General features: G+C 64.7%; 19 protein-coding genes, 1 tRNA gene and 1 pseudogene. 8 read left to right on the top strand and 13 right to left on the bottom strand.

Features of this window, described 5'->3' with window-relative positions; translation table 11 throughout:
* Positions 1 to 120 precede the first annotated feature (120 nt).
* Positions 121 to 1,398 carry an acetyl-CoA C-acetyltransferase gene (locus AAHM40_RS05770; RefSeq protein WP_342243812.1) on the bottom strand — a complete coding sequence of 426 codons (1,278 nt, stop codon included), beginning with the start codon at positions 1,396 to 1,398 and terminating at the stop codon, positions 121 to 123.
* 164 nt (positions 1,399 to 1,562) lie between these two features.
* On the opposite strand from AAHM40_RS05770, the gene AAHM40_RS05765 reads away from it, so the two are divergent.
* Complete coding sequence (locus tag AAHM40_RS05765) at positions 1,563 to 2,918, top strand: 3-oxoacyl-ACP reductase (RefSeq protein ID WP_342243811.1); 1,356 nt, start codon at positions 1,563 to 1,565, stop codon at positions 2,916 to 2,918.
* Between the two features lie 734 nt (positions 2,919 to 3,652).
* Here AAHM40_RS05765 and AAHM40_RS05760 read toward each other — a convergent pair.
* Complete coding sequence (locus tag AAHM40_RS05760) at positions 3,653 to 4,651, bottom strand: AraC family transcriptional regulator (protein ID WP_342243858.1); 999 nt, start codon at positions 4,649 to 4,651, stop codon at positions 3,653 to 3,655.
* A gap of 169 nt (positions 4,652 to 4,820) precedes the next feature.
* On the opposite strand from AAHM40_RS05760, the gene AAHM40_RS05755 reads away from it, so the two are divergent.
* The 7 genes from AAHM40_RS05755 (at position 4,821) to AAHM40_RS05725 (ending at position 9,213) form a co-directional block, all read left to right on the top strand.
* The gene (locus AAHM40_RS05755; protein WP_342243810.1) at positions 4,821 to 5,675 is read left to right on the top strand and encodes a MaoC family dehydratase; all 855 of its coding nucleotides are present in this window, start codon (positions 4,821 to 4,823) and stop codon (positions 5,673 to 5,675) included.
* 54 nt (positions 5,676 to 5,729) lie between these two features.
* Positions 5,730 to 6,032, top strand: coding sequence for a MazG-like family protein (locus tag AAHM40_RS05750; RefSeq protein ID WP_342243809.1), 303 nt, complete (start codon positions 5,730 to 5,732; stop codon positions 6,030 to 6,032).
* Complete coding sequence (locus tag AAHM40_RS05745; protein WP_342243808.1) at positions 6,029 to 6,778, top strand: methyltransferase domain-containing protein; 750 nt, start codon at positions 6,029 to 6,031, stop codon at positions 6,776 to 6,778. Before AAHM40_RS05750 ends, AAHM40_RS05745 begins: the two co-directional genes overlap by 4 nt.
* 11 nt (positions 6,779 to 6,789) lie before the next feature.
* Positions 6,790 to 7,389, top strand: coding sequence for a DUF4136 domain-containing protein (locus AAHM40_RS05740; RefSeq protein ID WP_342243807.1), 600 nt, complete (start codon positions 6,790 to 6,792; stop codon positions 7,387 to 7,389).
* A gap of 86 nt (positions 7,390 to 7,475) precedes the next feature.
* Positions 7,476 to 8,033, top strand: a complete 558-nt coding sequence (locus AAHM40_RS05735) for a DUF4136 domain-containing protein (RefSeq protein WP_342243806.1) — start codon at positions 7,476 to 7,478, stop codon at positions 8,031 to 8,033.
* Between the two features lie 7 nt (positions 8,034 to 8,040).
* Positions 8,041 to 8,538, top strand: coding sequence for a GNAT family N-acetyltransferase (locus AAHM40_RS05730; RefSeq protein WP_342243805.1), 498 nt, complete (start codon positions 8,041 to 8,043; stop codon positions 8,536 to 8,538).
* A 207-nt stretch (positions 8,539 to 8,745) separates the two neighbouring features.
* A complete protein-coding gene (locus tag AAHM40_RS05725) occupies positions 8,746 to 9,213 on the top strand; it encodes an aminoacyl-tRNA deacylase (protein ID WP_342243804.1) in 468 nt (155 codons plus the stop codon).
* A gap of 158 nt (positions 9,214 to 9,371) precedes the next feature.
* Here AAHM40_RS05725 and AAHM40_RS05720 read toward each other — a convergent pair whose 3' ends face one another.
* The 11 genes and pseudogenes from AAHM40_RS05720 to fdnG all read right to left on the bottom strand — a co-directional run bounded on the left by AAHM40_RS05720 (position 9,372) and on the right by fdnG (position 21,435).
* Positions 9,372 to 9,824 carry a hypothetical protein gene (locus tag AAHM40_RS05720; protein WP_342243803.1) on the bottom strand — a complete coding sequence of 151 codons (453 nt, stop codon included), beginning with the start codon at positions 9,822 to 9,824 and terminating at the stop codon, positions 9,372 to 9,374.
* 177 nt (positions 9,825 to 10,001) lie between these two features.
* On the bottom strand, positions 10,002 to 10,283 hold the full coding sequence (locus AAHM40_RS05715; protein ID WP_342243802.1) for a hypothetical protein: 282 nt from the start codon (positions 10,281 to 10,283) through the stop codon (positions 10,002 to 10,004).
* 800 nt (positions 10,284 to 11,083) lie between these two features.
* Positions 11,084 to 11,179: transfer RNA gene (locus AAHM40_RS05710), tRNA-Sec, on the bottom strand.
* Positions 11,180 to 11,187: 8 nt separating this feature from the next.
* Positions 11,188 to 11,574 (bottom strand): annotated as a pseudogene (locus AAHM40_RS05705) (tyrosine-type recombinase/integrase); the annotation flags it as partial.
* A 75-nt stretch (positions 11,575 to 11,649) separates the two neighbouring features.
* Positions 11,650 to 12,153, bottom strand: a complete 504-nt coding sequence (locus AAHM40_RS05700) for a hypothetical protein (protein WP_342243801.1) — start codon at positions 12,151 to 12,153, stop codon at positions 11,650 to 11,652.
* 198 nt (positions 12,154 to 12,351) lie between these two features.
* Positions 12,352 to 14,265, bottom strand: coding sequence for a selenocysteine-specific translation elongation factor (gene selB / locus AAHM40_RS05695; protein WP_342243800.1), 1,914 nt, complete (start codon positions 14,263 to 14,265; stop codon positions 12,352 to 12,354).
* Positions 14,262 to 15,668: an L-seryl-tRNA(Sec) selenium transferase gene (gene selA, locus AAHM40_RS05690; protein ID WP_342243799.1), complete on the bottom strand. Its 1,407-nt coding sequence runs from the start codon at positions 15,666 to 15,668 to the stop codon at positions 14,262 to 14,264. The genes selB and selA overlap by 4 nt, the downstream gene beginning before the upstream one ends.
* Positions 15,669 to 15,717: 49 nt before the next feature.
* Positions 15,718 to 16,647: a formate dehydrogenase accessory protein FdhE gene (gene fdhE / locus AAHM40_RS05685; RefSeq protein ID WP_342243798.1), complete on the bottom strand. Its 930-nt coding sequence runs from the start codon at positions 16,645 to 16,647 to the stop codon at positions 15,718 to 15,720.
* Between the two features lie 94 nt (positions 16,648 to 16,741).
* Entirely contained in the window at positions 16,742 to 17,374 is a 633-nt protein-coding gene (locus tag AAHM40_RS05680) for a formate dehydrogenase subunit gamma (protein ID WP_342243797.1), read from the bottom strand.
* Between the two features lie 69 nt (positions 17,375 to 17,443).
* Entirely contained in the window at positions 17,444 to 18,349 is a 906-nt protein-coding gene (gene fdxH / locus AAHM40_RS05675; RefSeq protein WP_342243796.1) for a formate dehydrogenase subunit beta, read from the bottom strand.
* An 11-nt stretch (positions 18,350 to 18,360) separates the two neighbouring features.
* Entirely contained in the window at positions 18,361 to 21,435 is a 3,075-nt protein-coding gene (fdnG, locus tag AAHM40_RS05670) for a formate dehydrogenase-N subunit alpha (RefSeq protein ID WP_342243795.1), read from the bottom strand.
* Between the last annotated feature and the right edge of the window lie 200 nt (positions 21,436 to 21,635).

Here is a 21,635-nt window from a genome sequence, read left to right as displayed (position 1 = left end):
AACGGCCCCAAGACCTGGCGCAAGGCAAAAAAAAGGGCGGCCCCGACATTGCGGGCCGCCCTAAATCACGGAGTTGCTTACATCACGTGGCGGCGATGACTTGCCGCCACGGGTATTGGATTACTTTTCCAGGATCGCAGTCACACCTTGGCCGCCGGCGGCGCAAATCGAGATGAGGCCGCGCCCCTCTCCGGCCACCGAAAGCAGCTTGGCCAGGTTGGCGACGATGCGCCCGCCCGTTGCGGCGAAGGGGTGGCCAGCGGCCAGTGAGCTGCCCTTGACGTTCATCTTGTTGCGGTCGATGGCGCCCAGCGGTTTGTCCAGGCCGAGGCGGGTCTTGCAGTAGTCGGCGTCCTCCCAGGCCTTGAGGGTACAGAGCACCTGGGCGGCGAAGGCTTCGTGGATCTCGTAGTAATCGAAATCCTGCAGGCACAGGTTGTTGCGCGCCAACAGGCGCGGCACGGCGTAGGCCGGCGCCATCAGCAGGCCCTCATTGCCGCTGACGAAATCCACCGCCGCCGCCTCGCCATCCTTGAAGTACGCGAGGATCGGCAGCCCGCGTGCCTTGGCCCATTCCTCGCTGGCCAGCAGCACCACCGAGGCGCCGTCGGTAAGCGGAGTGGAGTTGGCCGCCGTCAGGGTCCCGCGCGGGCCGCGTTCAAACACCGGTTTCAAGCTCGCCAGCTTCTCGGCATTGATGTCCGGGCGCAGGTTCTGGTCGCGATTGAGGCCACGGAAGGGACTCATCAGGTCGTTCTGCCAGCCTTCGGCATAGGCGGCCGCCAGCTTGTGGTGACTGGCGATGGCCAGCAGGTCCTGTTCATCACGGGGAATGGCCCAGGTCTGCGCCATCAGCTCGCAGTGCTCGCCCATGGACAGCCCGGTGCGCGGCTCGCCGTTGCGCGGAATGTGCGGCGCCAGGTGGCGCGGACGCACCTTCAGCAACGTCTTGATCTTGTCGCCTGTGGTCTTGCCGCGATTAGCTTCCAGGAGAATCTTGCGCAGCTCTTCATGCACGCCGATGGGCGCGTCGGAAGTAGTGTCCACGCCGCCGGCGATGCCGCTCTCGATCTGCCCCAGGGCGATCTTGTTGGCCACCAGGATGGCCGCCTCCAGTCCCGTACCGCAGGCCTGCTGGATGTCGTAGGCCGGCGTTTCCGGTGCCAGGCGCGAGCCCAGCACACACTCGCGGGCCAGGTTGAAGTCCCGGGAGTGCTTGAGCACTGCACCGGCCGCGAACTCCCCAATGCGCACGCCATGGAGGTTGAAGCGTTCCACCAGGCCTTCGAGGGCGCTGGTCAGCATGTCCTGGTTGCTCGCCGTGGCGTAGACCGTATTGGAGCGGGCGAAAGGGATGCGGTTGCCGCCGACGATGGCGACCCGGCGAAGCTGGGTCATGGTGACTCCTTGCGATGAGGGTTGGCAGGTTGCAGTGTCGGATACAAGACTAGACGCCTGGATTGGCCGCCTTGCCGGGCGGCAGGTCAGCGCGGTCAATTGCGCGCAACCTGCGTCTGCGTAGAGTGAGCCCACTTTCGATTTTCCAGCAGGAGCGCTACCCCATGAACGACCGTTACCTCGCCTTCGCCAACTCCAACGCCGGCCGGCGCCTGGTTGGCGCCCTCGGCCTGCCGGCGCCGGTGCGCCTGGAGCGCTGGATGGCGGGCCGCGCACGGCCGGTGGACGGTGCCCTGCTGATCGGTGGCCAGGGCGCCCTGGCGGAAGCCGCCAGCACCGTGCTGAACAGGATCACCGACCAGAACTTCGCCGATGAAGACGGCCGCTTCGGCCTGCCACGCTGGACCGCCGAGCACGGCCCGAAACTCAAGGCGCTGATCTTCGATGCCAGCAGCCTGACCCGCTTCGAGCAACTGATCGAGCTGCGCAACTTCTTCCAGCCGGCCATGAAAGGCCTGGGCAATTGCCCGAAAGTGGTGGTGCTGGCCCGCGCTCCGGAAACTACCAAAGACCTGGTGGCTGCCAGCGTGCAGCGCTCCCTGGAAGGCTTCACCCGCTCCCTGGGCAAGGAAATCCGCCGTGGCGGCAGCGTCCAGCTGGTTTATGTGGGCAAGGGTGCCGAGGACCAGTTGGAAGGCGCCCTGCGCTTCTTCCTCTCGCCGAAGTGCGCCTACGTCTCGGCCCAAGTGCTGCGCCTGACCGTTTGTGCCGAAAAGGTGCAGGACTGGACCCGCCCGCTGGCCGGCAAGCGCGCGCTGGTCACCGGCGCCTCCCGCGGCATCGGTGCCGCCATTGCCGAAACCCTGGCCCGCGACGGTGCCGACGTAGTGCTGCTGGACGTGCCCCAGGCCAAGGACGCCCTCGACGGTCTCGCCGCTCGCCTGGGCGGCTGGGGTATCGCCATGGACATCACAGCCGACGACGCTGCTAGCCAATTGGTAGAAGCCCTGCCCGAAGGCGTCGACATCCTGGTGCACAACGCCGGCATCACCCGCGACAAGACCCTGGCCAAGATGAGCGACGACTTCTGGAACTCGGTGATCAACGTCAACCTGCGCGCCCCGCACGTACTCACCCAGGCCCTGCTGGACGCCGGCAAGCTGCACGACAACGGCCGCGTGGTGCTGATCGCCTCCATCAGCGGAATCGCCGGCAACCTCGGCCAGACCAACTACGCAGTGAGCAAGGCAGGGGTGATCGGCCTGGCGCAGAACTGGGCGCCGGTCCTGGCCAAGCGCGGCATCAGCATCAACGCCGTGGCGCCGGGCTTCATCGAAACCCAGATGACCGCAGCCATCCCCCTCACCATTCGCGAAGCCGGCAGGCGCATGAATTCCATGAACCAGGGCGGCCTCCCCCAGGACGTGGCCGAAGCCGTGGCCTGGTTCGCCCAGCCGGGCTCTGGTGCCCTGACCGGGCAGGTGATGAGGGTGTGCGGGCAAAGCCTGATGGGGGCCTGACCACAAGCACTCCACGTGGATCAAATCCTTGTGGGGGCGAATTCATTGGCTATGTCTGCGTTAAGTGTTGCTAGAACGTCCTGAGCCAAGCTGCTTGCCGAGTTCTGCGGATGTTTCTGTTTTCGCCTTCCCAGGCGAGTCCCTTTCTCAAACGCCAGAAAGGAACCAAAGGGCTTGCCCCTGCATCCGGCGCCGGCTTCGCCGGGGTTCCCTCCCTCCATCGTTGCTACGGGGGCACGGCGCGAGGGGCCATCCATGGCCCCACACGCCTCTCGCGGCATCCATGCCGCTCGTCCCCCTGCGCAACGATTCCGCTCGGCCTCCTGAAGGGGCGTAGTCGCTGCCCCACCTCGTCTGCCCGGGTTCAGGCCCGTGTGGGCTTCAGGATGACTCATGCCTCGCCGACGCAAGTCACCCCTCGCCCTCTGGGGTGAAGAGGCACGCTTTCGGAAGCATTGCTTCCGGTGGCGATGAACGCATGAGCGCGAAGCGATCAGGCCGGGGCGCAGGGCGGGGACGGGGGTGAGGGTTGTATCCGGCTGGCGCGGAAGCCTAGAGGGCCCGCGCTAGAAGGCTTCACTCAACGTTGCAACAGCTAACGCAGACATAGCCAATTCATTCGCCGAAGGGCAGCGCAGCTACCCCAATAGGCTCCGCAGGGCAGACCTGCGGCCTGCTTGGCGAATGAATTCGCCCCCACAAAGGCATTAGCCCCGACCGGACGCGCGCGGGTTTCAACCCTCGCCCTTCCCCTTCCGCCGGAACTCCACCGGCGTCTCTCCGACCCAGCGCTTGAACGCCCGGTAGAAGGTACTCGGCTCGGAGAAGCCGGTGCGTTCGACAATCACCTCGATGCGCTCGTCGGTCTTCAGCAGCAGCTCCTTGGCCAACCGGCAGCGGTAGTCGGTGACCAGGTCGTTGAAGCGCACGCCGGCCATGGCCAGGCGTTCGCGCAGGCGGCGGGCCGGCATGTTCAGGCGGGCGGCCACTTGTTCGAGGGTGGCACCGCTGTCCACCAACAACTCACCGATCAGCTCGCGCACCTGGCGCACCAGGTCCAGGCGTTCCACCTCGACCAACTGGCGACGGGCCAGGGATTCGTGCATGCGCAGCAAGTCTGGCGCGGCGTGGCGCGAGGGTTTGTCCAGTACTTCGGCATCGAAAATCAGCGCATAACGCTCGGCGCCCAGGGTCGCCGGGCAGCCGTACACCGCCTGATAGCGCTCGGCGGGCGCGCCTTCGGCATGCATCAGTTGCACTTCACGGGCTTTGAACTGGCCCTCGGTGAGGGCGTGGAACAGGCGAATCACCGCACCGGCGAGCATTTCCGGGAAGTGGCGGTTACTGCCGGCGTGTCGGCCGAGGGACAACACGGCACGGTCGTCCTCCACGTCCAGATGGGCGTTCAGGGTATCGGAGAGCAGGCGCACATAGCGCAGGGCGTGGCGCAACCCCTCACCGAAGGTCCCACTGGAGAGGAACAGGTATTCCAACAGCAGCCCATGGAAGGCAGGCAGGTGACCGGCCAGGTAGAGGCCGACATGCTCCTCGCCGCATTCGTCGGCGGCAGCCTTCCAGAACTGGGTTTGCGCAGCATGGGGAAAGCGACCTGCGGGCAGCCCGCCAGGCGGCAGGCCCACGCGCACCAGTACCTTGTCCGGATCGGTGCCGCTGGCACGCAGGGCGTCGATCACCGGGCGCATCAGCGCCACATCGTCGGTCAGATCACGCATCATTTTCGGATAATTCTTATTGTCTGCGAGGCGCGGCCATCTTATGCAGCTTTGTCCCCGCCGCTCAAGGCCGTGATTGACTGCCCTGCCGTTGCCGCTGGACGCTCGGCCAATGTGCGTTGTACTGCGCTGGCTATGCTGAGCCCCATTCGCCTCCAGGAGATCATCCATGGCCACCGACTGGCTCGACCTGTCCGCTCCCCCCGCCCTCCCCGGCCTGTTCGCCCGTGCCGCCGTGCGCCGTGGCACGCGCGGCAAGGCCCTGCCCGAACTGGGCGTGCGTTGCCAGGTGAGCGTCGACCCCGGCCACCTGGCGCGCTACCGCGCCGTCTGTGGCTTCAGCGACAAGGGGCTGCTGCCGGCGACTTATCCACACATCCTCGCCTTCCCGCTGCAGATGCGTCTGCTTACCGACCCGCGCTTCCCCTTCCCGCTGCTGGGGCTGGTGCACCTGGAAAACCGTATCCGCGTATTTCGTGCGCTGGGCGGCCTCGGCCCCTTCACCGTCAGCGTGCAGCTGGATGATCTGCAGCCCCATGAAAAAGGCGTCACCTTCAGCCTGATCACCCGCCTGGAAGACCAGCTCGGCCTGGTCTGGGAAGGCGACAGCCGCATCCTCTTCCGTGGCCTGCGCCTGACTGGTCAGGCTGAACCGCGCGCCGCCGTGGAGACTTTGCCGCTGAACCATCTGGATCAATGGTATGCCTCCGGCGACATCGGCCGGCGCTACGCCCGCGTGGCCGGCGACTACAACCCCATCCACCTCTCGGCCATCAGCGCCCGGTTGTTCGGCTTCCCTCGCGCCATCGCCCACGGCCTGTGGAACAAGGCCCGCAGCCTCGCGGCGCTGGAAATTCACCTGCCCGCAGCCGGGTACGAGCTGGAAGTGCGCTTCCAGAAACCCGTGTTGCTGCCGGGCGAAGTCACCCTGCTGGCCAGCGCAGCGGCGCCGGAAGGCCAACTCGTCCTGCGCGGCCAGGGCGACACCCCGCACATGGCCGGGAGCTGGCGTCCCCTCGTCTGACCCTTGCGCCGGCGGGCGGCCGGCGGGACCATTAGCGGCTCCAAGGAGAGCCCAATGAACCTCGACGAACTCACCTCCCGCCTGCACGCCATTCGCGACCGCAACGACTGGCGGCAATTCCACAGCCCGAAGAACCTGGCCATGGCTGCCAGCGTGGAAATGGCCGAGCTGGTGGAAATCTTCCAATGGCTGACCGAAGACCAGTCGCGCCAGCTACCCCCTGAAAAACTCGCCCACGCCGGCCAGGAAGTGGGCGACATCATCCTCTACCTCCTGCTGCTCTGCGCCGAACTGGGCCTGGACATGGATGCCGTGGTGCGCGCCAAACTCGCCGACAGCGAAAGGCGCTTCACATGACCGACCGCCACTTCGACGAACTGGCGACACGCTTCGCTGAGAAGATCTACGGCGGCGCCAAGGGCGCCATCCGCCTCGCGGTACTCCAGGCCGACCTGGCCGAAGTGCTGCCCGAACGCCCATTGCGCGTGCTCGACGTCGGCGCCGGCCTCGGCCATATGTCCCTATGGCTGGCTCAGCGTGGTCACCAGGTAACCCTGGCCGAGCCCGCCGAACCCATGCTCGAAGGCGCTCGCCAGCGCTTCAACGAAGCCGGCCAGAACGCCACCTTCCTCCAGGCGCCTTGGCAGGAGCTGCTCGGCCAGCTCACCGAACCCTACGACCTGGTGCTGTGCCACGCCGTGCTGGAATGGCTCGCCGAACCCGAGGCCATCCTTCCGGTGCTGCACCAGCTCACCGCCAAAGACGGGTTGCTGTCGCTGGCCTTCTACAACAAGGACGCGCTGATCTACCGCAACCTGCTCAAGGGCCACTTCCGCAAACTGCGCAAACACAAGTTCGCCGGCGAAGGCCAGAGTCTGACCCCGCAGCAACCCCTGGACCCGCGTGGCCTGGCCGCGCAACTCGAAGGCCACTGGCAGGTCGAAAAACAGAGCGGCGTGCGGGTGTTCCACGACTACATGCCCCAGGAGTTCCAGGCCAAGGCCGAACTGGTGGACCTGCTGGAAATGGAGTTGGCCTATCGCCGCCACCCCAGCTATCAGGGACTGGGCCGCTATCTGCACTGGATTTGCCGCCCTCTATAAACGGAGGCCCTATGAAACTGCCCGCGCTGCTCGCCCTCGCCCTGCTGCTGTCCGCCTGCCAGAGCCCCAATCCGTACAAGGCCGAGTCCCGCCCGCTGCCGCCCGCGCCGCCGGGCGCGGCGACGACCTTTGATAGCAGCGCCTACCCTGCGCCGCCGCGCGACTTCGGCCGCTACCGCAGCTGGACCTGGTTCGACGGCCAGCTCCCCGCCGGCAACAACTGGGCAACCCCAGAGCAGATGGCCGACATGGTCAACGCTGGCCTCGACCAGCACGGCCTGCGCCAGGCCCGCGACCCCAGCCAGGCCGATCTCAAGGTCAGCGCCCGCCTGCGCTACGAAAAGCGCCTGCGGCAGTACGACGACTACGGCGGCGCCTACTACGGCAGCGGCCCCTGGCACGACCAGTACGGTGCCTGGGCCACCGTCCCCATCGTCCGCACCTACGAGGAGCAGGTGGCCGTGGTCTATCTGGAGTTCTATGACGCCCACGACAACCAGCCGGTGTGGAGTGGCAGCGGCGAGGCCTACGCCAATGGCGACCGCTCCAACAGCGTCAACGCATTGCGCCGGGCGGTGAAGGACGCGCTGGGCGACTATCCACCGAATTGAGACGCCCTCGCCCACCCCCCCAAAATCTCCTTGCCGGCGGCCCGGCCTTGCGCTTCGATAGAGGTCCAGGCAGAGGAGATCCGATCATGATCCGCCGCACGCTAGTCCTGTCCGCAGCACTGCTCCTGGCCGCCTGCCAGAACTACAACCTCAACCGCGATTACGACAGCACCCGCGACTTCGCGGCCTATCACAGCTGGAGCTGGAAAGAGCCTGCCCTGCAGTACAGCCCTGACGACCCACGCATCAAGAGCGACCTCACCGAGCAACGCATCCGTGAAGCCGTCGGCCAGCAACTCGACCAGCGCGGCCTGCGCCCCGCCGCCAGCGGCAAGGCCGACCTCAACGTCCAGTCCTGGCTGATCGTCGATGAACGCCAGCAACAGACCAGCTACAACTACGGTGGCGCCTGGGGCGGTTATTGGGGAGGTTACTGGGGCGGCCCGGCCTACACCGAAACCCGCATCTACAACTACAAGGTCGCCACCATTCAGGTGGACCTGTACGACGGCAAGGACGGCAAGCTGGTCTGGCGCGGCAGTGCCGAGCAGGTCATGACGAGCGCACCGCCAAGTCCTGCCGAACGTGAAGCCGCCATCCGCGAGACGGTCGCCAAGGTGATCGCCCAATACCCGCCGCACTGAGGACCTCATGCCCGCTGTTAATCCCCTGCTGCAACACCGCACCGCCAGCGCCGAAGACCTCCACGAGATCGTCCGCTTCCCCCAGGATGCGGACGAACTCTTCTTCGCCTATCCCAAGGCCAGTTGGCCGCTCACCGTTGGCCAGCTCGCCGCAGCCATGGCCGAGCGCCGCGGCAGCACCGTCGCCCTGCTGGAAGGCAAGGTCGCCGGCTTCGCCAACTTCTACCAATGGCAGAACGGCGAGTTCTGCGCCCTCGGCAACATGATGGTGGCCTTCTGGGCTCGCGGTCAGGGCGTGGCCCAGTACCTGATCGAAACCATGGAGCGCCAGGCCCGCGAGCAGTACAAGGCAAGGCTGATGAAAGTCTCCTGCTTCAATGCCAACGCCGGTGGCCTGCTGCTCTACACCCGCCTCGGCTACCAGCCCCGCGCCATCGTCGAACGCCACGCCCCGGACGGCCGCCGCATTGCCCTGGTGCAGATGGACAAGTCTCTCGCGGACTGAGCCTCATGACCCACTGCGAAACCATGGGCCACAACCCCGGCTGAACCGGTCGGCACCTGCCGCCCCCACTCGCCCGCCTCTCACTAAACTTATCCACAAGGCACCGGCCAACGTCGATGCCGGGTGGGGAGCGGGAGGCTCCTCCTTGCGTGCCGGCCCCACCGGCTTATCGGGAGCGACAAGCCGGCGCCTGGCAGGAGGTGTCTCATGACCATGATCACCCAGCTGCAAAGCAGTCTGATGCAGCACAAGACCCGCTTCGACGTGCTCAACCACGCCGCCTCCATGACCACCCGTGAAGCCGCCCGCCGCGCGGGCATACCACCGCAGCAGATGGCCAAGCCCGTCATCCTCGACGACTTCCAGGGCCACTGGCTGATGGCCGTGATTCCCGCCTCGCGCCATGTCGACCTGGAAAAGGTCCACAAACTCACCCACCGCCACTGGCGCCTGGTGCACGAACGCGATTTCGGCAAACGCTTCGGTGACTGCGATGTCGGCGCCATCCCGGCCGTGGGCAATCTCTTCGGCCTGGAAACCCTGGTCGACCAGTCCCTCACCGAACAGCCGGACATCTACTTCGAATCCGGCCGCCACGACGAACTGGTGCACATGAGCGGCAAGCACTACATGGCACTGATTCCAGAAGCGAAAAGCGGGCGGTTCTGCGAGTAGCCGCGCGCTCACACCTCCCTCCAGGGAGCCAGCCGCGGCGCTTCTGCAGGGGCGACTTCAATCGCCAGGCAGGCCAAGGGCCTGCGCCTCAAGCCGTCCTCACGCCCAATCCAAAAGGCTCCTTACCGGGAGCCTTTTCCAATGGCATGGCGCGTGCCTTACCGGATATCCCCACAGAAAATATCGTAACTGCCGTCCGCGGGCGTCGTGCGCAACACGAGGGAGTAATCGCCCGCGCGAAGCGTCGAGAGGGGAACCGGTACCGACTTCGACATTCGCCAGACATCACCCCGAAAGTGGCGGTCCGTCGTGACCGTTCTGTTCAGCTCATAGGCTGGAGAAGCCCCCGGATGCGCACAGCTTCCCGGGTAAATGAAGGTGTAAAGGCGAACAGGCCTGGTCGTGTTCGACGGTACGCCGCTGATCACCAGCGAAATGCTCGTCTCATCAGCCCGCGGCACCAGCGTCGCCTGGGCGATGCGCCCGGCGTTCTTCGGCGTAGCATTCAACCTGACTTCAAGCATCTCGTTGCTGGTGTCGCCTGCCGGGTTCGCGCATCCGCACAATCCGCAAGCAGCCATGATCAGTGCCAGATATCTCGCTGCGTTCATCGCTGGCCTCCTGCGGTAAGAAGCGCCGTTGCGAGGGTCACCTATCCACTATAAGCGCGAGATTGGCAGCAGCCGTGCGTCTCTACCCAGCGGTCGAGAGCGCAAAAAAGAGGGCGGAAAGCCCCATAAACTGGGGCTTTCAGAGGCAGGGCCGGCGGGGTGGAGGCCGATACGGACTCAGGGCTTGTACTGACTCTGCGCCACGCACCACTTGCTTGACGGGTCTTTCGACCGGGTGCAGGAGTTACGGAACACCACCTGCGCATGCTTCTGGCAATTACGGAACTGCGAGGAGCCTTTCTCGTTCTTGCTGCAGACGGAGTCCAGGGCGATTGCGCCGTTACGTTCCTGCCAGTTCAGGTAGTAGTTGTCGCTTTCTTTCTTGGCGGCAGGGGTGGCGGCAAACGAAACGCTTGCCATGAGTACCAGCATGCTACCCAGTGCGAATCGAATGGTCATATCAACTCCTGATAGTCGCTTGTGCGTAAGTCCGCCTTCTAAGAGGCGCTTTTCCTGATGCGGTGTTGCCCGTGAAGCTGCGTTACTTGAACAACCAGGTGGAAAGCCAATCGGGCTGCCCCCTGCTCATTAAAGCAACCGCCGAATGAACTGCAGCGCATAGTGCTGAGCGCCCTTGGAAGCCGCAAGGGCTCAGGGCCAATCTGGACTGACCGTCTGTCGAAACGTCCAGCTTACGAAGACAGTTCCCCTGCATGGCCCAGATCGTAGCCCGGATAAAATCCGGGAGCGGCGATTGGACTTTCCCCGGATTTCATCCGGGCTACTGAAAATTTGACTTCATCCTGCAAATCACGCATTTCGATCGTCACAGGCAGCGCCGATGACTCATGAACATGCCCTAAGGACGTGGTTTCCCACGTTCAAATGAAGAAATCGAACAGGCCAGCACTGGGCTCTATCGACGCCCTGGAGCGGAGCTACAAGCGCATCAGCCGGCATCCTGAATCGGGCTCATAGAGATACGCCCACGAGCTCGATCTGCCGGGACTGCGCTCCTGAGCGCTGAAGCGCTACCCCAACCTGGTCTTCTATATCGAGCGAGATGACCACATTGATGTGTGGCGTGTACCGCATGAGATGAGGGAGAACCCATCGCGGATGCTGGGCAACGACAGAAAATAGACTCGTCCCCGTTCCCCTCAGATTCGGGATTTCGACACTTTTTCGACACCTCGGCCAAGCCGGGGTCGGTCGATGCGCTGAAAGCCCCGTAATCCGGGGCCTCCAGAGGGGCGAATTGGCGGAAGGCAGTGGGAGTCGAACCCACCCAGGAACGGCTGCCGTCCCCCACCGGGTTTGAAGCCCGGCCACGCCACCGGGCGTGCTTGCCTTCCATGTTGATTTATAAGGCTTTTTCCATGCCTACCTGCTGTGCAAGCGGGGAGGTGTCGAAGAACTGTCGAAAATCCCTCGATGGGCCGAACTCTAGTACATCCTGGAAGTGCCCTGGTGCTAGGTGGGCATAGCGCATCGTCATCGACAAGGACGAGTGCCCCAGGATTTTCTGCAGAGACAGGATGTTCCCGCCATTGGCCATGAAGTGTGATGCAAAGGTGTGTCGCAACACATTCGCCCTTTGGCCAGTTGGCAGATTCAGACCTGTCTTCTCCACGGCCTCATCAAAGCTATTCCGGCAATTGGTGAATAGCCCACGCTTCGCGAAGTGGTCAAGGATGCGGGTTTCCAGCTCGGACGTGATCGGGATCGATCTGCGACGCTTTGACTTGGTTTCAGACGAAAAAGGGGACGGCGGATTCAACCAGTCAGTGCAACACCTCTCGATTCAGCTACTGATGAAGAGGGTTTAGCGAGGCGGTGTGCCCATATGCTGCTGATGCTGCATCATCTGATCCATCATCATCTGTTGCATGCCCATGTACCTGTCCATCATGTATTGATGTTGCCTCATCTGTTCAGGCGTCATCTTGGAGTAGTGGCTGCCCATTTGGCCCCAGCCCATCATGTGGCCGCCTGCCTTCATATGTCCGCCCATCTTGCCAGCTCCGCAGCACCCCATCATTCCGTCGCCCCACATCCCGTTCATCATTTGCATTCCATGCTGCATCATCGCTTGGTGCTGTTGCATCAGTTTCTGACGCTGCGCAGGGTCGGTCGTCTTCTGGATTAGGCTCATCTGCTCCTGCATGTTCTTCAGGTTTTCCTGCGCTTTCGCCATCTCTTGGTCAAATTGCTCGATGCTCATCGACTGCTGCATCGGCTTGGCGGGGTTAGCGTCCTGTTGCGCAAAAGTTAAGGCGGGGAAAAGCACAACTGCCAACGTGAGGACGGCGAATATGGATGCTTTCATTATTCAGTTCCTTGCAGCGGATGGTGGGCAGGGTATGGATCGCCACTATCAAATATAGGCCTCGATTGAGGGCACAAACTGATGTGAGTCAAACGAAAGCCCATAACGACGGGCTTTGTGCAATGCAATGAGCCGGCAATTTTCAGGGTTTGAAGCCCAACCCCGCCACTGGACGTGCTTGCCTTCCAAAACTTGTGATCAGGGCGTTGGCACTTGGGCCAATGCTGAGTCTTCCCTGATCTTGCGTTGGTCGCCGATACGGCGGGTGAAGCCGATGCGGTCGAAGTATTCGAGTAGCTGGATGCTGCGTTTGCGGCCGATGGCGAGGCAGTCGCGCCAGCGGGCGGCTTTGATGCTGCCGTGTTCGTCCTGCAGTTGCCGGGCCAGTGCGGCCAGTTGGCGGATGGTCGCATCCGGGTAAAACAGGTCCTTTACCACCTGGTGCAGTTGGCCGAGGCGGGCGAGCTTGCGTTCCAGCAGGCGTATGGCGCCCTCTTCCACAGTCAGTTCGTGGGCGAGTTCGCGGACCCAGGGTGGGTCGAAGCCGCCCGCTTCCAGCAATGGCCAGATGCGTTGGCGCAGGGCTTCGTCCTCAGGGCTGAGTTGTACGCGGTGGTCGGGCAGGTGCAGCCAGGGGCCGCTGGCTTGCACGGCGCCGCTGGCGAGGTGTTGTTCCATCAGGGCGATGAAGATGGGGCGTTCCAGTGCGCAAAACGCATAGCGACGCAGGCGGTCACGGTCGGGGCCAAGTTCGTCGGGCTGTTCAGCGTGGAAGCGTGCGAGGCCTTCGACCAGCTGTTGCGCCAGGGCCTGCCAGCGTTGTTGTGCAAAGAGGCGCGGGCCGATGCGGGTGGGGATTTCCACAGCGCCTTCGGGCAGCGCCCAACCTGTGCGGGGGCGGTTGAACTGGCGTTCCAGCCGTTGCGGGTCGAGGCCATTGTGGGCCGTGCTCAGCAAGGCTGGCAGGGCGGCTTCCAGCTTCTCTCCGCACAGGGCTTCAAGTTCGGCCAGGCGTTCGGGCGTGCGACGGTTGCGGGCGGGCGCGAAGGGGTCGAGTACGCGGCCACCGCCAAGGGTGCGTTGGGCGGACTGGTCGCGCAGCACCAGGCGATCGCCGTGGACCGCGTGTGCAGGCGCGTTGAGCAACAGTTGGGCGAAGGTGCGACGGCCGGGGGCAAGGCTGTTGTCCTCCAGCAGGGCTACTCGGCCAGTGACATCCTGGGCGCCAAGGTGGACGTGCACGGGCGTCCAGTGGGCGAGGTCGTGGGGCTCGCCGGGGAGCAGGCGCAGGTCGATGTCCAGTCGGGTGCTGGGTGCCAGCAAGGGCGGCGCCAGCAGCCAGTCGCCACGATGCAAATGTTCCAGCGCCAGGCGTTCTCCGGCGATGTTCAGGGCCACGCGCTGGCCGGCGCAGGCTTCTTCTGCCTGTTGGTTGCGGGCGTGCAGACCGCGTACGCGCACTGTCCTGCCGGATGGGCTGAGCACGAGTTCGTCGCCCACTTTTACCTGCCCGGCAAAGGCGGTGCCGGTGACCACCACGCCCGCACCGGACACGCTGAAGGCCCGGTCGATGGGCAGGCGGAAATGGCCGTCAGCCCCGCGCCCAGCCGTAAGGTTCGCCTCGGCCAACAAGGTGCTGCGCAAGGCGTCGATGCCCTTCCCGCTCAGGCTATCCACAGGGAAGAGTTCAGCCCCGGCCAGCGCACTGGGCGCCAGCAGCGCGACGACTTCGGCGCGCGCCTGATCGACGCGCTCGGGTGCCACCCGGTCGATCTTGGTCAGCGCCACCAGGGCGCGGCGAATGCCGAGCAGTTCTGCGATGGCCAGGTGCTCGCGGGTCTGCGGCATCACGCCGTCGTCGGCGTCGACCACCAGCAGCAGCAGGTCGATGCCGCAGGCGCCGGCCAGCATGTTGTGGACGAAGCGCTCGTGGCCGGGCACGTCAATGAAGGCGGTGGGCTGGCCGTCGCCGAGGTCGGCATGCAGGTAGCCGAGGTCGATTGTGATACCGCGCTCGCGCTCGGCCGGGCGGCGGTCGCCGTCCATTCCGGTGAGCGCTTTGAGGAGGGCGGTCTTGCCGTGGTCGATATGGCCCGCCGTGCCGACTATCACTCAACGGCCCCCTGCAAGTGCGGCAGTTGGGCGATGAAGGCCGGTTCGTCGTCGAGCTGGCGCAGGTCGAGCCAGAGGGCGTCGTCATCAAGTCGGCCAATCACGGGAATGGGCAAGGTGCGCAGGCTCTCTTCGAGTTGGCGCAGCGCGCGGCCGCGCAGGCGCTTGGGCTGCTGCGGACGCAGGCACAGGGCTGCGCTGGGCAGGCGCGCCACGGGCTGGGCGCCGCTGCCGATCATGCCCAGGGCCGGCTCCACGCTCACCCGCCAGGTGGCGCCGAGCTGGGTCGCCACTAGCGGGGCGATGCGTTCGGCCTGGGCGCGGATGTCGGCCTGTGGGCGGCTGAGCAGGCGCAAGGTGGTAAGGCGTTCGGCGAGGCGCTCCGGGGCGCGATAGAGGCCGAGCACCGCTTCGAGGGCGGCAAGGGTCAGCTTGTCCACGCGCAGTGCGCGTTTGAGCGGGTTTTTCTTGATCCGCCCGATCAGTTCCTTGCTGCCGAGGATCAGACCGGCCTGGGGGCCGCCGAGCAATTTGTCGCCGCTGAACGTGACGATATCGGCGCCGTCGCGCAGCGCTTCCTGCACGGTGGGCTCCTTGGGCAGCCCCCAGCGGGTGAGGTCGACCAGGGTGCCGCTGCCAAGGTCTTCCAGCAGCGGCAGACCGTGGCGGTGGGCGATGGTGGAGAGCTCTGCCGTGGGCACGCTGGCGGTGAAACCCTGCACGCTGTAGTTGCTGGTGTGCACGCGCATGAGCAGGCCGGTGCGTGGGCCGATGGCGGCCTCGTAGTCCTTGGGATGGGTGCGGTTGGTGGTGCCCACTTCCACCAGCTTCACGCTGGCGCGGGCCATGATGTCGGGGATGCGGAACGCGCCGCCGATCTCGATCAGTTCCCCTCGGGAAATCACCCCTTCCTTGCGTGCGCCCAGGCTGTTCAGCGCCAGCAGCACGGCGGCGGCGTTGTTGTTGACCACGGTGACCGCCTCGGCGCCGGTGAGCTCTCGGATCAGCCCGGTGATGAGGTCGTCGCGGTCGCCGCGCTTGCCGGTGGCGAGGTCGAATTCCAGGTTGAGCGGGAAGCGTGCGGCGAGGGTGATGGCTTCGATGGCCTCCTCGGGCAGCAGGGCGCGGCCGAGGTTGGTGTGCAATACGGTGCCGGTGAGGTTGAACACGCGCCGCACCCGACGGGTATGCCAGGCGGCGAGACGTTCGCCAGCGCGACCGGCGAGCACGGAGTCGGTCAGTTCGATGGCAGCGAGCTGGCCATGACGCGCCGGTTCGCGCAGCTCGTCGAGCAGGTCGCGCAGGGTCTTGAGCAACGCCTCGCGGCCGTATCGCTGTTGCAGGAGCGTGCAGGCCGGGCTGCGCAGCAGGCGGTCGACGGAGGGCAAGCGAGCGGCCGACATGGGCATTCCTTAGCGTGGGGCAATCAGGTCCGTTGTTGAGTCTAGGTGCTTAATCCGATCCGGGGGACAGCAAGAGGTTGGGCGCGCGGCGCAGGTAGCCCTCTTCGCTCAGGCGCAGGTCGAGATCGAGGCTGGCCAGGTCGTCGGCCTGGGCTTCGGCGCCTGAGTCGAACTCCAGGTAGCACTGCTTGAGGTAGCCCTGGCAGTTGGGGCAGGCCTCGGCACGGATCGGCGCCTGTTCGCCCTTCACGCCGTCACGGTCGAGCGAGAGATGGGCCAGGTGCTTGCTTTCCTGGCAGTGGCTGCATTTCAGCCGCACGTAGTGCCATTCGCAGGAGCACAACGAGCAGGCGAGATAGCGCAGGCCGTTGTACTTGCCGCGATGACGGACCATGCCGGCCACTGGGGGTGAGCCACAGGCCGGGCAGAGGACCTTGGCCTCGCTCTCCACGATCACGTCATTGGGCAGGGCCAGCAGCCAGTGGCTGAAAGCGACTTGCAGGGCGGCGCCAACGAAGGGGGCGATGGCGGGTGGCAGCAGGTCGAACTGGCCACTGAGCAGCGCCACGCCCCAGGTCTTGCGTTGGGCTGTGTCGGCGATCTTGAGTTGCTGAACGGCTTCGGCAACGGCGGGATTGGTGATGGCCTCTACGCGAACCAGCAGCGCGTCCAGAGCGGCCAGCCAGCCATCGGCGCGCACCAGGGCTTCGAAGGCAATGGGCGGCATGCCGTGTTCGCGGCTACGGGCGAGGGATTCGGGGGCCGGACCGGGAAGCGGCGGCGGGTTATCCAGCACCTGCTGCTGGGCCTCGCAGAGTGCCGCTACCAGCAGCAGGTAGCCGGCCAGCGGATGGTCCTCAGCGAGCTGGCGCAGGCGTATCGCGCGGACGCGGAACAGGTCGCGTCCGGGCAGGTGGAGGAAGGGTGGGATGTTCGCCGCGGCCTCGATCTGGCCCGGTTCGAGTATCTGGCCTGACACGCAGGACTCCTTGTGTCGGTGGAAAGGGGGGCAGCTTGCGCTGCCCTTGGCGAATGAATTCGCCCCTACAGGAAGCCGCCCGTGAGCCAGCGGCTCAGCGTTTGCCGCCCTCCTCCTTGCTGACTTGCTTGTACCAGGCGCCGTGGTGCTTGCGGGCCCAGCCCTTGCTGACCCAGCCGTGAAGCATGGCGCTGATGGAGCCCTTGATCCAGATGCCTGCGTAGATGTGGACGATGATGCTGAGGATGAGCACCCAGGCGGCGAAGGCGTGCAGCAGGGCGGAGATGCGAATCAGCTCGATGCCGAACAGGTGGCTGAAGTACTCCCGCCAGATCACCAAGCCAGTCAGCAGCAGCACCAGCATGCAGAGCAATAGCACCCAGAACAACAGCTTCTGGCCTGCGTTGTAGCGGCCGACTTCGGGCAGTCTGTCCTCGCGGTTGTTGACCACGTCCTTCCACTGTTTCAGCCATTGGCTGTCGGATTTTTCCCAGCGGTTGTGCCCGGCGAAGCGCATGGCCAGCCAGATGAAGAAGAGGAACATGGCCACGCCGAGAAAGGGGTGCAGGATGCGCGTCCAGGGGCCGCCGCCGAAGAAGTTGCTCAGCCAGAACAGGGACGGGTGGAACAGTGCCAGGCCGGAGAGCCCGGCAAGGAAGAACAGGATGGCCACCGCCCAGTGATTGCTGCGCTCGGAGGGGGTGTAGCGTTCGATGTCTTTGTTCATGTCCAACTCCTGATCAGGGTGACGTTCCCTCACCCCGGCCCTCTCCCAGAGGGAGAGGAGGCGTTTATCTCAGCTCGGCGATTTCGGGTCGACTTTGTGCACCGCCGTATCGCCACGTGGCGCTTCGTCTTCTTCCACCTTATTCGGGCCGACCCGCACGTAGTGGAAGAAGCCGAACAGCGCCACCACGCCCATGGCCAGCAGGCCCAGGGGTTTGGTGACGCCTTTCCACAGGCTGACCATGGGGCTGATGGCGGGCTCGTCAGGTAGGCCGGCGTAGAGCGAGGGCTTGTCGGCGTGGTGCAGCACGTACATGACGTGGGTGCCGCCGACGCCCGCCGGGTCATAGAGTCCAGCGTTCTCGAAGCCGCGTGATTTCAGGTCGACGATGCGCTCGGCGGCGTGTTCCTTCATGTCTTCCTTACTGCCGAAGACGATGGCGCCAGTCGGGCAGGTTTTCACGCAGGCCGGCTCCAGCCCCACGGATACGCGGTCGGAACACAGCGTGCACTTGTAGGCCTTGTGGTCCTTCTGCGAGATGCGCGGGATGTCGAAGGGGCAGCCGGTGATGCAGTAGCCGCAGCCGATGCATTTGTCCTGGTTGAAGTCGACGATGCCGTTGGCGTATTTCACGATGGCGCCGGGGCTCGGGCAGGCCGCGAGGCAGCCCGGTTCGTCGCAGTGCATGCAGCCGTCCTTGCGGATCAGCCACTCCAGGTTGCCGGCCTCGGTCTCATGCTCGGTGAAGCGCATCAGGGTCCAGGTGTTGGCCGTGAGGTCTGCCGGGTTGTCGTAGGTGCCGTGGTTCTGGCCGACCTCGTCACGCAGGTCGTTCCATTCCGAGCACGCCACCTGGCAGGCCTTGCAGCCGATGCACTTGGAGACGTCGATGAGCTTGGCCACCTCGTCCATCTGGCGCACGGATGGCATGGGCGTGGTGGTGGCGGAGCGGGCGATGATGTCTTGTGATGCCATGGCTCAGCTCCTCATGCCTTTTCCACTTTCACCAGGAACGACTTGAACTCCGGTGTCTGCGTATTGCCGTCGCCGACGAAGGGAGTAAGCGTGTTGGTGATGTAGCCGGGGCGCGCCACACCGGAGAAGCCCCAGTGCAGCGGAATGCCGACCTGGTGCACGGTCTTGCCGTCCACGGTCAGCGGTTTCAGGCGCTTGGTCACCACTGCCACGGCCTTGATAAAGCCGCGGTTGGAGGAGACCTTGACCCGATCACCCGCCGCAATGCCCAGTTCCTTGGCCAGCACTTCGCTAATCTCGACGAACTGCTCCGGCTGGGTGATCGCGTTCAGCCGGCAGTGCTTGGTCCAGAAGTGGAAGTGCTCGGTGAGCCGGTAGGTGGTGGCGGCGATGGGGAAGTCGGCCGCCTTGCCGAACGCTTCCCAGTCGCCCTTGAACACCCGCGCGGCCGGGTTGCTCGTGACCTTGGCGTGCTCCGGGTGCAAGGGGTTGCGCCCGATGGGGGTCTCGAAGGGTTCGTAGTGCTCGGGGAACGGGCCTTCGTTCATCTTGTCGAGAGCGAAGAAACGCGCCACGCCTTCGGGGTTCATGATGAACGGGCTCATGCCCGCTTCCGGCGCGACGTCAGCCTTGTAGTCCGGCACATCGGTGCCGGTCCAGGCCTTGCCGTTCCACCACACCAGGCGTTTCTTCTCCGGGTTCCACGGCTTGCCGGAGGGGTCGGCCGAGGCACGGTTGTAGAGGATGCGCCGGTTCGCCGGCCAAGCCCAGGCCCAGCCGAGGGTCTGGCCCATGGCATAGGGGTCGGCATTGTCGCGGCGAGCCATTTGGTTACCGGCGGCGGTCCAGCAGCCGGCGAAAATCCAGCAACCGCTGGCGGTACTGCCATCGTCACGCAGTACGGCGAAGCCCGGCACTTGTTCGCCGGCCTTGAGCAGCACGGCACCGGTGGTCGGGTCGGCTAGGTCGGCCAGGGCCTTGCCGTTGAACTCACGGGCGATCTCATCGGGGCCTGGTTCATCCGGCCGCAAGTAATTCCAGTCCAGCCCCAGGATCGGGTCGGGGAAGGCTCCGCCATCTTTCGCGTAGGCGGCGCGCAGCCGATGCAACAGGCCGCCCATGATGGCGATGTCGGTACGCGCCTGGCCCGGTGGTTCAGCGCCCTTCCAGTGCCATTGCAGCCAGCGTCCGCTGTTGACCAGGGAGCCGTCTTCCTCGGCGAAGCAAGTGACGGGCAGGCGGAACACCGTGGTCTGGATGCTGGCGGTGTCGACGTCGTTGAACTCGCCGGCGTTGCGCCAGAACTCGGAGGTCTCGGTGGCCAGCGGGTCCATGACGACCAGGTACTTCAGCTTGCTGAGGCTTTCAGTGACCTTGGCCTTGTTGGGGAAGGAGCCGATTGGGTTGAAGCCCTGGCAGAAGTAGCCGTTCACCTTGCCCTGGTGCATCAGGTCGAAGTAGCGCAGCACGTCGTAGGCCGGCACGTCGAGCTTGGGCAACCAGTCGTAGCACCAGTTGTTCTCGGCAGTGGCCGACTTGCCGAACCAGGACTTCATCAGGCTGACGTGGAACTTGCCGTAGTTCTGCCAGTAGGACATCTGCCCCGGCCGCACGGGCTTGGCCGCACGTTTGTCGATGTACGCGGCGTAGTCCTGCTCGGCATCAGCCGGCAGGGTCAGGTAGCCCGGCAGGGAATTGGAGAGCAGGCCGAGGTCGGTCAGGCCCTGGATGTTGGAGTGGCCGCGCAAGGCGTTCATGCCACCGCCCGGCATGCCGATATTGCCCAGCAGGAGCTGCACCATGGCGCCGGTGCGGATCATCTGCGAGCCCACCGAGTGCTGGGTCCAGCCCAGGGCATACATGATGGTCATGGTCTTGCGCGGGTCGGAGGTTTCCGCAACCTGGCTCCATACCTTTTCCAACTGTTCCTTCGGCGTACCGCAGATGCTGCTGACCAGGTCCGGCGTGTAGCGGCTGTAGTGCTGTTTCATCAGCTGGAACACGCAGCGCGGGTCCTGCAGGGTCATGTCGGAACGAACGTAGCCGTCCTCACCCTTGGCATAGCTCCAGCTGGACTTGTCGGGATAGGCGCGCTTGGCCTCGTCGTAACCGCTGAACAGGCCGTCCTGGAAGGTGAAGCCGTCGTTCACGATGAAGGGCGCGTCGGTGTAGTTGCGCACGTACTCGTGCTGGATCTTGTCCTGGCTGATCAGGTAGTTGATCAGGCCACCGAGGAAGGCAATGTCGGTGCCAGTACGGATCGGCGCGTAGTAATCGGCGACAGACGCCGAACGGGTGAAGCGCGGATCGACCACGATCAGCCGGGCATTGTTATGCGCCTTGGCTTCGGTGACCCACTTGAATCCACACGGGTGGGCTTCGGCGGCGTTGCCACCCATGATCAGCACCAGATCGGCATTCTTGATGTCGGTCCAGTGGTTCGTCATGGCTCCACGGCCAAACGTCGGGGCAAGACCTGCCACCGTCGGGCCATGTCAGACACGCGCTTGGTTATCGAACCCCAGCATGCCCAGGGAACGCACCACCTTGTGGGTGATGTAGCCGGCCTCGTTGGAGGACGCCGACGCCGCGAGGAAGCCCGTGGTCAGCCAGCGGTTCACCGTCTGGCCCTGGTCGTTCTTCTCGACGAAGTTGGCATCGCGGTCGGCCTTCATCAGCTTGGCGATGCGATCGAGGGCGTCATCCCACTCGATACGCTTCCACTCGCTGGAGCCGGGCTCGCGAATCTCCGGGTATTTGAGGCGGTTGGGGCTGTGGACGAAGTCCAGCAGACCGGCGCCCTTCGGGCAGAGGGTTCCACGGTTCACCGGGTGATCCGCGTCGCCTTCGATATGGATGATGTTCTGCGCGACGTTTTTCGCCGCGTCGCCCTGGCTGTACATGATCAGGCCACAGCCGACCGAGCAGTAAGGGCAGGTGTTGCGCGTCTCGACAGTACGCGCCAGTTTGAAATGGCGCACCTGGTCGGCGAAGGCTTCCGGGGGCGCTACCCCCAGAGCCGCCAGGCTCGATCCTCCAAGGCCCACGGCACAGACCTTGAAGAACTGACGACGATTCATGTCCATCGTGTTCTCCCTCATCAGGCAGGCCCTGCCCAGTACATAGCTGGACAGGCATATCCAATAAAAGGGTAGTCAGGTTCGGGGGTAATGCCAGAAGGCGGGCCTGGACTTCCGCGGGTGGACAACCGATTCGCAGACTGTCGAATCCCGCCAGGTCTGCAACCGAGCGCCAACATACCCAAGGGAGAAACGCAGTGGCCTTG

This window comes from Pseudomonas sp. OTU5201 (assembly GCF_038440135.1).
Classification (GTDB): Bacteria; Pseudomonadota; Gammaproteobacteria; order Pseudomonadales; family Pseudomonadaceae; genus Metapseudomonas; species Metapseudomonas resinovorans.
Note: the sequence above shows the minus strand (reverse complement) of the source record. Positions and strands in the feature narration are given on the sequence as shown.